Origin of the sequence: Paenibacillus rubinfantis (genome assembly GCF_001486505.1) — a bacterium.
Taxonomy (GTDB): domain Bacteria; phylum Bacillota; class Bacilli; order Paenibacillales; family Paenibacillaceae; genus Fontibacillus; species Fontibacillus rubinfantis.
The window spans coordinates 60417-73676 of record NZ_LN909062.1 but is presented as its reverse complement, the minus strand read 5'-3'; the positions used below and the strand labels follow the sequence as shown (position 1 = coordinate 73676).

Sequence of the window (13260 nt, the reverse complement as noted above, 5' to 3'; positions counted from 1 at the left end):
CATCGGGATCCCGGCTTGCTTTTTTACGCTTGAGATTAGCGTATTTTCACGTTGTAGGTACTCAACCAAAAGTTCACCTGCGACAAATAAGCGAACAGCTGCGGACCACTCATCAACTGGCCGAACCACGGCAGATTGGAGGACGATTCCTTGGACGCGGCGATGGCGCGGATTTTGTCCGCATCGATCAACGGCAGGATCGGCGAGGTTGGATCGTCGAGAATCTTCAACATCTGATCCCGCACGGCGGTCAGGTAGTTCGGGTTATGTGTTTTGGGATAAGGGCTTTTTTTGCGGTAGAGCACGTCTTCGGGAAGGATGCCTTCCAGCGCTTTGCGCAAAATCCCTTTTTCCCGGTTGCCAGTCGTTTTGATCTCCCACGGAATGTTCCAGACGTATTGCACCAGGCGGTGGTCGCAATAGGGAACGCGGACTTCCAGTCCGGCCGCCATACTCATGCGGTCCTTGCGGTCCAGCAACGTTGGCATAAACCGCGTGATGTTCAGGTACGACATCACCCGCATCCGTGCGCGCTCGCCCGTCTCCCCTTCCAGTTTTGGCGTCTCTCCTACCGCTTCGCTGTAACGATCGGCGATGTATTGTTCCGGCTTGATCCATTCGCGGATTTCCGGGGACAGCAAATCGGCGCGCAGCCCGGTCGCCACCGACCAAGGGAACGTTCCTGAATTTAGCAGCTCCTCGCGATGGAACCACGGGTAACCGCCAAACACTTCGTCCGCGGCTTCGCCGGAGATGGCGACGGTGGCCCCTTTTTTGATCTCCCGGCAAAATAACAGCAACGAAGCGTCCACATCCGCCATCCCCGGCAGGTCGCGGGCGATCGTTGAATCGGGCAGCGCCGAAACCAGCTCGGGCGTGTCAAACTTGATTGCGTGATGGGCGGTTTGCAGCTCCTCGACCATCCGCTGGATCCATGGGCCGTCCGCGCCGGGCTGATAGCTGTGGGCTTGGAAGTGCTTGTCGTTGTCGACGTAATCGATCGAATACGTATGCACTTGGCCTTGCCCGGTCCGCTTGTAGTAATCGACGGCCAGCGCCGTTAGCGCGCTGGAGTCCAGCCCGCCGGACAGCAAGGTGCACACCGGCACGTCGGAAATGAGCTGGCGATCCATCGTATCCTGCAGCAGCTTGCGAATCGTGGCAGCGGTCTCTTCCACATTGTCCGTATGGGGCTCGGCTTCCAGCTTCCAGTAGGCGTATTTGCGCAACCCGCTGCGGTTGAAGATCATCACGTGACCCGGGCGCAGCTCTTTTAGATCCTTGTATACGCCATGACCGGGAGTACGCGCCGGACCGATGACGAAAATTTCGGCAAGTCCTTCGGGTCCGACGACCGGTTCAACCTTCGGATGGCGCAGAATCGCCTTTGGTTCGGAGCCAAAAATCAAAGTGCCCTCAATCTCACTGTAGAACAACGGTTTTACTCCCAACCGGTCTCTTGCAAAAAAGACATGCTCCCGAACGCTATCCCAAATCGCAAACGCAAAAATCCCGTTAAGCCGGTACACACAATCGGGTCCCCACTCGATATACGATTGCAGCAGCACCTCCGTATCGCAGTTGGTACGGAACGTACGTCCCCTCCGCTGCAGCTCGGCTTTCAGCTCGAATGCGTTGTAAATCTCCCCATTATATACAATCGTAAACACCGCATCTTCTTCATGGATAATCATCGGCTGAGCCCCATTCTCGGGGTCCATGACGCTTAGGCGCCGATGTCCGAAAGCACACGGGCCGGAAATCCAAGTTCCCTGGGCATCGGGTCCTCGTTTTTCCAGACAGGACGTCATGGATAACACCAGATCCGATTCTTTAGTCAAGTCCCGGTTCCATTCAATAAAGCCGGTTATTCCGCACATTTTTGCTATCTCCTCTCCGCATTGCTTTACAGTCCCCGCTTGCCGACCGGGTGAAAAGTATTAACAAATTATGCCGAACGAGGGCATAAAATGTCTGTCCATTATGGAAAACTATGGCTTGGAGGCGGTATTGCACGAGGTAAGGCAAGCCATAAGAAGGAGGGATAGTCGTGGAAAAACGGACTTATTACGTCTCGGTTCAAGGGCGGTCGCTCCTTGAAGATCCCGGCGCTGCGGCGTACGAATGGGAGGTTGAAGCAACCCGGCAGGAGGCAGATACTCTGAGCCATATGCTTGAGCACTTGAGTGAGAAGGAGGAGAGCGGCTTTCTGGCTTTTACGTACCCGTGGCCGGATACACCGGAAGGCGAGGTGAACCGCAGCTACGAGAGCCATCTGAATACGCTGTACCGTGAAATTTACCGACTGGGCACGGCGGAGACCCGGACGCAAATGGAGCGCTCCGGTTTGGCGGCGCAGCTGTAGCCGTCTTGATTTGTATCGAAAGGAGTGACGCCTGTGACGTATTATATCAAGGATGCTGAAGTTCGGCGGATGGATGAGCATCAAGGGCGCCCCTGCGCCGTAATTCAGGTGTATCCGGGCGCGGTGGGCGACCCCGATCTTTTTGTGTATGTGGCGCGTGCTGCAGACGGGGAAGGGTATGAGATTATACGGATGATCCGCAGTGAAGCCGACTTGGAGATCGACTGGTACGACAATAGTCAGCATCAGGCGTTTGCCGAGGTGGCGGAAGAGCGGTTTGGAGACCGGGGGTGGCCGAAGGCGGAGGTTCAACGCAAGGAGTTCCTGCAAAACCTGCTCGCCAACGAGCAAATCACGGCCAAGCTGGAGGAGCTACCGTCTTGAAAAATGCGCGAATTTTCCGCTAAAAGCGCTTTGAAAAAACAAAAAGGATGCGCTATAATAATTAACGCATCCTTTTTTCATACCAAGGTGTCCCAGTAGCTCAGCTGGATAGAGCAACGGCCTTCTAAGCCGTCGGTCGGGGGTTCGAATCCCTCCTGGGACGTGATAGAGAAAGCACCCATCGGGGTGCTTTTTTTAGTGCGCCACGCATGGCGCGTAGCTAGGCGGTGAAAGTCCGCTATGGGGGCTGGCAGTTGCCAACCATTAGCCAAGAGCAAGGGTGTCCATCGTGAGGTGGAATCTGAAGGAAGCTGGAGGCAAAGTCCCGGCCTGAGGAACACGAATCGCATCAGGCATCCAAAGTGGGATGAGTCTGCTAAACAAGACGAAATCCAATAAACTGCACGGACACGCGGATGTAAATGCGGCGGGTATACGGGATGAAAGTTACGCGTCTTACCGTGGGAGGTCTCATGGACGTGAGGAGATGAATTTCAAATCATGGTTGAAACAAGATTTATCATGAGAAGTCAGCAGACGCCATAGTACCTCGGTTAGTCGACAACTTGAGGGAAGGGCTGAACCTAAGGAGGTGTGGGTTAATGAATGGTACCGAAACAGGAGTCAAGTGCAGCCAACTTCGAAGAGAAGGCTCGACGCAAAACGTACATGCGGAACATGGAGAATATGCGGGAGCGCACAGTCCTGAGCGGATACCTGAAACCGACAGCACCGACGCAACCGAGTCGAAGGACGAGTTGCTTGAGAAAATCGTTAGCAGAGACAACATGAACGAAGCGTTCAAGCGGGTCAAAACTAACAAAGGATCTCACGGAATCGACGGGATGGGAGTAGATGAACTTCTACAATATCTCCGAGAGAACGGAGAAACCATCAAGGAATCCATTCTGGACGGAACCTACCGTCCGAATCCTGTTCGAAGGGTAGAAATCCCGAAAGAGAACGGAAAGAAGAGAAACCTGGGAATTCCTACGGTTGTTGACCGAGTTATCCAACAGGCGATCGCTCAAGTGCTTACCCCGATCTACGAAAAACAGTTTTCGGAGAACAGTTTCGGATTCCGACCCAAGAGAAGCGCACATAACGCTATTCAGAGAAGCCAATCAAACATCGAAGAAGGGTACAAATACGTGGTCGATATGGACTTGGAGAAATTCTTTGACACCGTTAACCAAAGCAAATTGGTGGAAGTCTTATCCCGAACCATTAAAGACGGGCGGGTCATCTCGCTCATCCACAAGTACCTGAAAGCCGGCGTTGTCGTGAAGCACCGCTTCGAGGATACGGAAATCGGCGTACCGCAAGGGGGCAATCTGAGTCCAATTCTCAGCAACATTATGCTGAACGAACTGGACAAGGAACTGGAAAGCCGCGGGCACCGCTTCGTGCGCTATGCGGACGATCTCCTGATCTTCAGCAAAAGCAAAAGGAGCGCGGAACGGACACTGGAGAACATTCTTCCCTTCATTGAAAAGAAGTTGTTTCTCAAAGTGAACCGGGATAAGACAGTGGTGGACGAGGCGTGGAAGGTTAAATTTCTTGGGTTCTCCTTCTACAAAAGGAAAGGAGAGACACGAGTCCGCATTCATCCGAAATCCGCTGCCAAGATGAAAGCCAAAGTAAAGGAGCTCACGTCCAGAAGCAACGGGATGGGAAATGAAGAACGAGCCGAAAAGCTTAGACGCTACATCATGGGGTGGATCAACTACTACAAAATAGCGGATATGAAAAGTATGCTCCAATCCACGGATGAATGGATGAGAAGGCGGATTCGCATGATCTTCTGGAAGCAGTGGAAACGAGTGAGGACGAAATTCGAGAAACTGCAATCGCTCGGAATCCAAGGACAAAAAGCATGGGAATACGCAAACACGAGAAAGGGCTACTGGAGAATCTCCAATAGCCCCGTCCTCTCGAAGTCCCTCGGAAATAACACCCTCAAGGGCTTAGGATTTCTCTTCTTCTCGGATTATTATCGACAAGTAACTGCGAAAACTTAGGAACCGCCGTATACCGAACGGTACGTACGGTGGTGTGGGAGGTCGGCTACTCAATTAATGGGTAGCCTCCTACCCGATTGTGTCCCAGGTTGGGCTGAGAACCCCCGGCGGGGGGTTCGTCGGAGCGAACTCGCCCGCGCCAGCGGGGCGGTGGAGCGGAGTCTCGAGCATTGCGAGAGTACCTGCCACCTGATGGATCATGATGACGTTCCAATGATCATATCTTCTAGTGCTTTACCTTGAGGCACCATTGGGTAGACCAACTCGTCCCGGTCAACGACGAAATCGATCAGGACCGGTCCCGGGTGTTCTAAGGCTTCCATCCAGGCCTTTCGGGCCTCCTGCTTTGTCTCCGCCCGAAGTCCTCTCACGCCGTAGGCCTGGGCCAGCTTGACGAAGTCGGGGCTTCCCGACAGATCGATGTGACTATGCCTTCCATCATATACGAGCTCCTGCCATTGCTTGATCATGCCCAGCGTGCGATTGTTAATAACGGCAATCTTTACCGGGATGCCGTGGAGCGCGCAGACGGCGAGTTCTTGGGAGCACATCTGCATCCCCCCGTCGCCGTTGACCGAGATAACTGTCCGTCCGGGGTTGCCGATTTGCGCTCCGATGGCGGAAGGAAAGCCAAAGCCCATGGTGCCGAGTCCGCCAGAGGTGATCAGCGTGCGAGGCTGGTTAAACCAACCAAATTGGGCCGTCCACATTTGGTGCTGTCCGACGTCGGTCGTGACAATGGCTTCACCGCCGGTTAATTCAGCCATCTGCTCAATGACATATTGCGGTTTGAGCCCGTCCTCGGGGTTGTGGTAGCGAAGCGGGTAAATGCTGCGGATTTGCTCCAATTCATTTAACCAATCGCCTGTTGGCTTGTCATGCCTAGCCCCCGCTTCGCCTTCTTCTTCCCCACCCGTCAGTTCGAGCTCATGCAGCAAAGCCGTCAAAACGGCACGGGCATCGCCGACAACCGGCAACGAGCTGGGGACCAGCTTGTCGATTTCCGCAGCATCGATATCGATGTGGGCGATAACGGCTTGCCGGGCGAATCTGTCCGGGCGCATCGTCAACCGGTCATCAAAACGGGAGCCAACCGATATCAACAAATCGCAGCCAAGGATCGCCCGATTGGCGGCGACCGTTCCGTGCATGCCTGCCATGCCGAGGGCAAGGGGATCCCGGGTTGGGAAGGCGCCGATGCCTAGCAGCGTCGTGGTCACGGGGATGCCCGCCCCACGCGCCAGCCGCGCCAGCTCTGCTTCGGCCCCGGAATGAATAACGCCGGCGCCTGCAATGAGAAGCGGACGTTTCGCGCGACGGATTGCCGCGCCCAATTCCCTAACGGCAGACGGGGATACCTCCGGCGCTGGAGTATAACCCCGGACGGATACTTCCTCCGGGTAAATAAACTCGGCTGTCGCCGCGGACACATCCTTCGGGATATCCACCAGCACCGGGCCTTTCCGCCCGGAGCTCGCCAAGTAAAAAGCTTCCCGTAGGATTCGCGGCAAATCCCCCGGCCTTCGCGCCATATAGCTATGTTTGGTTACCGGTTGGGTCATCCCGAGGATATCGGCCTCCTGAAACGCATCGGTGCCCAGTAAGGAAGTCGCGACATTCCCGGTGATGACGACAAGCGGAACGCTGTCCGCGTAAGCGGTGGCAATTCCGGTGATCAAGTTGGTCGCCCCGGGACCGGAAGTCGCCAGGCAAACCCCGGTTTTTCCCGTCGCTCTGGCATAACCGTCAGCTGCATGAATTGCTCCTTGCTCGTGTCGGGTTAGTAGGTGGTTAAAGTCCGGATTCCCGTGCATGGCGTCGTAGATGTAAAGCACCGATCCCCCCGGGTAACCAAATACGCATTCCACCCCTTCCAGCAACAGTGTCCGCAGCAGGATTTCCGATCCGCTGATCACCTCGCGCCGTAGCAGCCTCTCGCGATCCTGTTTTTTCATATCAATCTCTCCCATTTTTTCAATAACGGTACCATGGCTGCCATGGGGAGGGCACTACCCATATCGTTACATTGGTAGTATACTTTTGGCTAAACTTGCGTTGAAACGGAGGTATTACGGATGGAGACATTCCGCGATGCGGTCGGCCGGCTCGCTGAGGAGGAGTTTATCGGCCGGGAGAAGGAGCTGGCCTCTTTTCAGGAACGTTTACGGCAAAATCAGGGTTCCCCCGGCGGTATTCTTAATGTGTACGGCACGGCAGGGATCGGCAAAACGGAGCTGCTCACCCGCTTCCGGGTCGAAGCTTTACAAGCCGGGGCGTTATTCCTGCGGATTGATTTGCGAGAGGCGATGGGGCAGACGACCTGGTTTCTGCAAACCGTAAGCAGCTTGTTAGCTATGAACCGGGAAGAAGCGCAGGCAGAACCGGATCCTCGGCGGTTGGCGGAAGAGCTAAATGCCACAGCCGGCAACGGGAAGCTGGTATTAGCGCTCGATCAATATGAAGCGGCCGGGAGCGTGGATCAATGGCTGCGTGAAGAGTTTTTTCCCATGCTCCGGGCGGATGCGATCCTTGTTATTGCGGGACGTCATCCGCTGGGCGGTTCATGGATGCTGTCTTCTATTTGGCGAAAATGGATCCAACCGCTTCCGCTAGAGTGCTTTACTCGGGAGGAAGCGATGCTCTACTTGGAACGCCGCGGTATTGTGGACGAGCGGAGAAGGGTCCGGTTATGGCTGACGACAGCCGGGCACCCGCTTTCGCTGGCGCTATTGGCGGAGGAAGGGGCACATCAAGAGGAGGGAGTTGCCCGAGGAGATATCCAGAGCTCCTTCGAGGAGCTGCTTCAGTCCTGGCTTCAGGAAGTTCCGGGGGAAACGCTGCGAGCCCTGGTATATGCCGCAGCCGTGCCGCGTTATTTTGATCAGGATTTGTTGCAGGGTATGCTGGGGGCTCCTTTCCCCGGTGAAGCCTTCGACGGGTTGCTAAAGCTGTCTTTCGTCAGACTGGCCGGACGGGGATGGGAAATGCATGAGCTGGCCCGAAGTTTGATTTGCCGGTCGTTGCGAGAGCGCCAGCCAGATACGTATAGCGATTATCGGTCCCGTGCGGCAGAAGTCCTCTCCACGCGGATTCGGACGAGAACGTCTGGGGGGAAGGATGCCGCCAGGGAGGTGCACGAACTAATTAGCTTGGCGGGAAACCCGATCCTGCGGGCGCATTTTCGATTCAGTCGAAATTCGAGAAATTATTGGGAGGCCGTCCGACCGCAAACGGTAGAGGAGGTAAAACAGTATTTGGGGCAGAGGAGAGCGGATGACCGGACGTACCAAATTTCCTGTTCGGATTTAGAAACGGGCGGTCTTTTCCAGTACGAGCTATCCGCGAAGGAGAGCGTCTACCGCTTGGAAGGCTGGGAGCCGGAATCGTTGCTCGCGTTGGATCAGGACGCTTTACGGCTGCTTCGAAATCCTGAGGGGGATGTGGTCGGGCTGGCCGCGATGCTGCCGATTCGTGCGGATACGGCGGAATACTTGCTTCGCCATCCGGTGTCGGGTCCTTATTTTAAGGCCCGGCCTGAAGAGCTTAGGAGCGGGATTAGTTATGAAAAATCAGGCGCGAAGTTCGTGTTTGCCATCGACGTCCTCGACCCGGAGCAAATCGAGCTGCGTTCCGATACCGTAAATTTAATGATGGAATATATTCATGCGGGAATGCTGTTGATCGCCTCGCCTCCGGCCTTGCCTTTTTATCTGGATTCCCATCGAAGTCTGGGGTTTACGCGCGTGCCGGATTTACCTGAAATATACCGCTTTGGCGGAAGAACGGAAGCAGCGTACTTCCGGCTGGATACCCGTGGCCGAAGATGGGCGGCTTATTTGGAGCAGATCGCGGACTACCGGACTCCGGCCGATCGTGGAGGTTCCGATGACGCACCAGACGAGGAGCAGCCGGATCGGGCCCGCTTCGGCTTTACACCGAGGGAGTGGGAGGTAGCGGATGTTCTGGCTACGGGGGCATCGAATAAAGAAATCGCCGCCCGTCTGTTTATCAGCGAGGCGGCGGTGAAGAAGCATATCAACGCAATGCTGCAAAAAACGGGCTTCCGTAATCGGACCCAAATCGTCATGGCCGTGCTGAGGTCCACACCTTCCGGATAAATCAAAAAAACCCTTTGGCATCAAAGGGCTTGGAGGTTAAAAAAGGTTATGGAGCGGGTGAAGGGAATCGAACCCTCGCCTCAAGCTTGGGAAGCTGGCGTTCTACCATTGAACTACACCCGCAAAAGCTAAGCAAGGAATATTATAACGCCAACGAAGATAAGAATCAAGCCCCGCCATAAATTACCGGTCGGGGCCTTTTCAAATTACTTCACGATGATTCGTCGGAATGCAGCCATCTCTCTCAACTCGACGTTTAGACCCTCCTTCTCCTCGTCGGTAAGTTCCAGATGTAACCCATAATGGTGGTGTGGGGGTTCAAGCTCTTCCTGCCAGCGAATTTCTCCGGAATAGGTGCGGGGCTCATCGTTTAGGCGTACATGCAAAAGGATGCGCATGGCATGGGTGGACGCGTGCAGATTGAGTTCGGTACGAACCCGGCAACCGGATTTGCTGATATCAATGAGATCGATCTGTGCAGGTTTCAAGGGCAGCGATTGACCGTTGACGGACAGGATTTCGAGCGACGCTGCGATTGGTGGATTCAGGGTATAACGAAAGGGTTCAGCTCTTCTAGTAGTTGTCATAAATAAGATTATAGCGAAATTTGTCGAGTTGAACACTGGTTTTTGTGCAGAGGCAGCAATCCAAAAAAAGCCGCCGGAGCATGTTGCTCACAGCGGCTGTTGACGGATCTGGGCGTATAAGCGTACTCTCAGCGGTTTGCCGCCGAATTGGACAGCAACTCCCGAAGGTCCGGCTCGATCTCAGCCGGTTCGGTGCGAGCTCCATAACGCTTAACGACCTCGCCGTCTCGCCCAATAAGGAACTTCACGAAGTTCCATTCGATGTCGCCCGTGTCATAAGGTTCTGGCGTATGCTCCCGCAGATAACGGTATAACGGATGGGCCTGCTCCCCGTTCACGTCGATTTTAGCGAAGAGCGGGAAGGTGACCTGATAATTTGTTTCGCAAAACGCCTTAATCTCCGCTTCGGTCCCGGGCTCTTGCTCGGCGAACTGGTTGCACGGAAACCCAAGGACGGAGAAGCCTTGATCCTTATATTCGTTGTACAGTCGCTGCAGCCCTGCATAGTGCGGCGTCAATCCGCAGGCGCTGGCGGTATTGACGATCAGCAGCACTTGGCCGCGGTATGGCGCTAGTGTCGTTGGATCGCCCGTAATCGTACGGACTTCGATATCGTAAAGGTTATTCATCGTTTTATACCAAATCGCAGGCATCCGCTGGCATCCAGTGGGCGTCCTGCCCTTCCCATTTTACGTTACATCCGATCGGATTCGTCAGCGGGATCGATACGGTGTTCCCAGACGTGAGTTCCTCCAAAGCGCGATCCAGATCGTTAACCGTCATTTTACTCGTATCGCGCGGGTTATCGACGCCGCGTCCCGTATATACAAGCTTGCGATCGGCATCAAAGACAAAGAAATGCGGTGTGCGGAGCGCCCCGTAGTCCTTGGCTGCCATTTGTTCCTTATCGCGGAGATACACCCACGGGAACCGGTGCTGCTCCATCCGTGTAACCATGTGTTCAAAGGAATCATCCGGGTGCGTGCTTTCGCTGTTTGAGTTGATGCCTACGAAAACGACACCGCGATCCTTGAATTTCTCGGCCGTTTGCCGGGTGACTTCATCGGAGCCGATCACGTAAGGACAGTGGTTGCAGGTAAAAAACACGACGAGCACCTTGGCCGAAGCAAAGGATTCCAGAGAGTAAGTCAGGCCGTCCGTGGCCGGCAGGTTAAAGTTCGGAGCTGGATTTCCCAGGGTCAACGTAAAACTCATAACATCACCTCTCGCAAGAATTGATAACGTTTACCTCCATTCTACTCCAAAAGTTCCCAATATCTCAAATTTAAATAGATCGCCCCAAGAATAGCTGTCATCAACGTAACATTAAGAAATTTTCTATTGTCTATCCTGTGAAAATGCTGTAAAGTAACTTATCAAATAAACATTTTTCTCGCTTGTGTCAGTTAACTTAACACCTCAATTGACCATAGTTCGATTAAATGTCACTTTTAGTAGAAAAACGGCAATAAAATTGTGATTTATCGTATATTGCTTAAATCTACGTTGTCGTTTAGGTTGTTGCTTTAGCTAGTTGAAGTGAAGAAGCGGGAATATACAACCGTCCGCCATGAAAAGACAATTCGACCGTATTCGAGTTTCGGGAATCAGGGCTGGAAGGCTCAATTATACCTTGTTGCTTTAGTAAATCACAGCAAGATAGAACGATTGCACATTTGTCTTTTATTGATGGACATTGTCGAAATTGCGATATTCCATTTTTTCAGGAAAAGAGGCTGTAACATGATTCAACCCATTTTGCAGATCAAGGATTTGCACACCCACTTTTTTACCGATCGAGGCGAAATCCCTGCGGTGGACGGCGTGAACCTGTACGTGAATCCCGGTGAGGTGCTTGGCGTCGTTGGCGAGTCCGGCTGCGGCAAAAGCGTAACCTCCTTGTCCATCTTAAAGCTGATCCCGCAGCCACCCGGGAAAATTACCGGCGGGTCGATTGAGTTTAAGGGGCAGGACATCGTTCCGATGAAGGAGCGGGAAATGCGGGCGATTCGCGGCAACTCCATCTCCATGATTTTTCAGGAGCCGATGACGTCGCTGAATCCTTTGTTTACGGTAGGCCAGCAAATCGGGGAGACGGTCCGACTGCACCGGGGGCTGAGTAAGAAGGAAGCGCGCGAGCACACGATCGACATGTTGAAAAAGGTGGGCATCCCAAGGCCGGAAGCCATCATCGATGAATATCCGCATCAGCTGTCCGGCGGGATGAGACAGCGGGTCATGATCGCGATGGCGATTTCCTGCAACCCTGAGCTGCTGATCGCCGACGAACCTACCACGGCGCTCGACGTAACGATCCAGGCGCAGATCCTCGATCTGATCCGGCGTTTGAACGAAGAGAACGGCACCGCCGTCATGATGATTACGCACGACCTTGGGGTCGTTGCCGAAATGTGCCACCGGGTCGCGGTCATGTATGCCGGTAAAGTCGTGGAGGAAGGCAGTGTGCGGGATATTTTCAAAAATCCGCTGCACCCCTACACGCAAGGATTGATCAAATCGGTGCCGCGCATGGATGAAGAGCGCAAGCGCCTGTTCTCCATTCCGGGGAACGTACCGATTTTGAATACGCAGATGAAGGGCTGTCGGTTTGCCGAACGTTGTCAGCACGCGATGCCGATTTGCCTGGAGCAGCTACCGGAACTCAAGGAATACGAAACAGCGCACAGCTGCCGGTGCTGGCTCCATGAATCACCACAGGAGGAAGTCGTATGAGTGAACCCTTACTGCAAGTCGAGCACTTGAAAAAATACTACCCCATCGATAGCGGATGGTTCGGCAAATCACAGCAATTTGTTAAAGCAGTCGACGATATCTCGTTTACGGTGCAGAAGGGCGAAACGTTTGGATTAGTGGGAGAAAGCGGCTGTGGCAAATCAACAACCGGCCGTTCCTTGCTCCGGCTGATCGAGCCGACCGGCGGGAAGGTGATGTTCGAAGGAGAGAATATCACGGCCTTGTCACCGGAAGCCCTGCGTCGGAAACGCAAGGATATGCAGATCGTGTTCCAGGATCCGTTCTCCTCGTTGGATCCGCGTCATACCGTGCAACGAATCCTCGAGGAACCGCTGATCGTTCACGGCGTCGGCAATGCCAAGGAGCGTAAAGCGATGATCGACCGATTGATCGATGTCGTTGGGCTGACGCAAAGCCATCTCCAGCGGTATCCGCATCAGTTCTCCGGCGGTCAACGGCAGCGGATCGGCATCGCCCGCGCGTTGTCGCTGCAGCCGAAGCTGATCGTCGCTGACGAGCCTGTTTCTGCACTGGACGTGTCGATTCAGTCGCAGGTGGTGAACCTGCTTCAGGATCTGCAGGAGGAATTCGGATTGACGTACATTTTTATCGCCCACGATTTGAGTGTCGTGAAGCATATCTGCGACCGGGTGGCGGTCATGTACCTCGGCCGGATCGTCGAGATTGCCGATAAGCACAAGCTGTACTCGGCGCCGCAACATCCTTACACGCAGGCGCTCCTGTCCGCGGTGCCGGAGCCGGACCCGGACAAGAAGAACGAGCGGATCATCCTGCAGGGCGAAGTGCCTAGCCCGGCCAATGCGCCGGTTGGTTGCGCGTTCCATACGCGGTGTCCGATGGCGATGGACGTCTGCCGAACGCACCGTCCTGAGTTGGCCGAAACGGATGCCGGCCATCTGACGGCTTGCCACCTGTTCACGGAAGCGAAATCCGCGGGAAGCGCGAGCTTGGCATAATTGATATTTTTAGACTACCGCTATGGTTTATAGCTCGGGTTATGTGCCCGGCTT

Annotated in this window: 11 protein-coding genes and 2 tRNA genes; 7 read left to right on the top strand and 6 right to left on the bottom strand. The window is 54.4% G+C overall.

All coding sequences use genetic code 11. The features are described 5' to 3' along the window. Positions 1-35: 35 nt before the first annotated feature. Positions 36-1880 (bottom strand): asparagine synthase (glutamine-hydrolyzing), encoded by a 1845-nt coding sequence (asnB, locus tag BN3277_RS03690; RefSeq protein WP_059040952.1) that lies wholly within the window; start codon positions 1878-1880, stop codon positions 36-38. A 170-nt stretch (positions 1881-2050) separates the two neighbouring features. Between asnB and BN3277_RS03685 the strand changes: the two genes are divergently transcribed. From BN3277_RS03685 to ltrA, 4 genes are all read left to right on the top strand, one after another. Next, positions 2051-2365, top strand: a complete 315-nt coding sequence (locus BN3277_RS03685) for a hypothetical protein (RefSeq protein WP_059040951.1) — start codon at positions 2051-2053, stop codon at positions 2363-2365. A 33-nt stretch (positions 2366-2398) separates the two neighbouring features. Further along, positions 2399-2749, top strand: a complete 351-nt coding sequence (locus BN3277_RS03680) for a hypothetical protein (protein WP_232436317.1) — start codon at positions 2399-2401, stop codon at positions 2747-2749. An 89-nt stretch (positions 2750-2838) separates the two neighbouring features. Next, a tRNA-Arg gene (locus BN3277_RS03675) sits at positions 2839-2912 on the top strand. Between the two features lie 439 nt (positions 2913-3351). Next, complete coding sequence (gene ltrA / locus BN3277_RS03670) at positions 3352-4770, top strand: group II intron reverse transcriptase/maturase (RefSeq protein ID WP_059040950.1); 1419 nt, start codon at positions 3352-3354, stop codon at positions 4768-4770. A 197-nt stretch (positions 4771-4967) separates the two neighbouring features. On the opposite strand, the gene ilvB is transcribed toward ltrA, so the two are convergent. Beyond that, positions 4968-6725, bottom strand: a complete 1758-nt coding sequence (gene ilvB, locus BN3277_RS03665) for a biosynthetic-type acetolactate synthase large subunit (RefSeq protein ID WP_232436316.1) — start codon at positions 6723-6725, stop codon at positions 4968-4970. A 120-nt stretch (positions 6726-6845) separates the two neighbouring features. Between ilvB and BN3277_RS03660 the strand changes: the two genes are divergently transcribed. Then, positions 6846-8888, top strand: coding sequence for a LuxR C-terminal-related transcriptional regulator (locus BN3277_RS03660; RefSeq protein WP_059040948.1), 2043 nt, complete (start codon positions 6846-6848; stop codon positions 8886-8888). Between the two features lie 49 nt (positions 8889-8937). On the opposite strand, the gene BN3277_RS03655 is transcribed toward BN3277_RS03660, so the two are convergent. From BN3277_RS03655 to BN3277_RS03640, 4 genes are all read right to left on the bottom strand, one after another. Next, positions 8938-9011 (bottom strand) — tRNA-Gly (locus BN3277_RS03655). An 83-nt stretch (positions 9012-9094) separates the two neighbouring features. Beyond that, positions 9095-9376 carry a PilZ domain-containing protein gene (locus tag BN3277_RS03650; RefSeq protein WP_157688679.1) on the bottom strand — a complete coding sequence of 94 codons (282 nt, stop codon included), beginning with the start codon at positions 9374-9376 and terminating at the stop codon, positions 9095-9097. Between the two features lie 227 nt (positions 9377-9603). Next, the gene (locus BN3277_RS03645) at positions 9604-10104 is read right to left on the bottom strand and encodes a glutathione peroxidase (RefSeq protein ID WP_059041180.1); all 501 of its coding nucleotides are present in this window, start codon (positions 10102-10104) and stop codon (positions 9604-9606) included. A 4-nt stretch (positions 10105-10108) separates the two neighbouring features. Then, entirely contained in the window at positions 10109-10690 is a 582-nt protein-coding gene (locus BN3277_RS03640; RefSeq protein WP_059040946.1) for a thioredoxin family protein, read from the bottom strand. 528 nt (positions 10691-11218) lie between these two features. Here BN3277_RS03640 and BN3277_RS03635 point away from each other — a divergent pair. Further along, on the top strand, positions 11219-12208 hold the full coding sequence (locus BN3277_RS03635; protein ID WP_059040945.1) for an ABC transporter ATP-binding protein: 990 nt from the start codon (positions 11219-11221) through the stop codon (positions 12206-12208). Continuing rightward, positions 12205-13206 (top strand): ABC transporter ATP-binding protein, encoded by a 1002-nt coding sequence (locus tag BN3277_RS03630; protein WP_059040944.1) that lies wholly within the window; start codon positions 12205-12207, stop codon positions 13204-13206. Before BN3277_RS03635 ends, BN3277_RS03630 begins: the two co-directional genes overlap by 4 nt. Positions 13207-13260 lie beyond the last annotated feature (54 nt).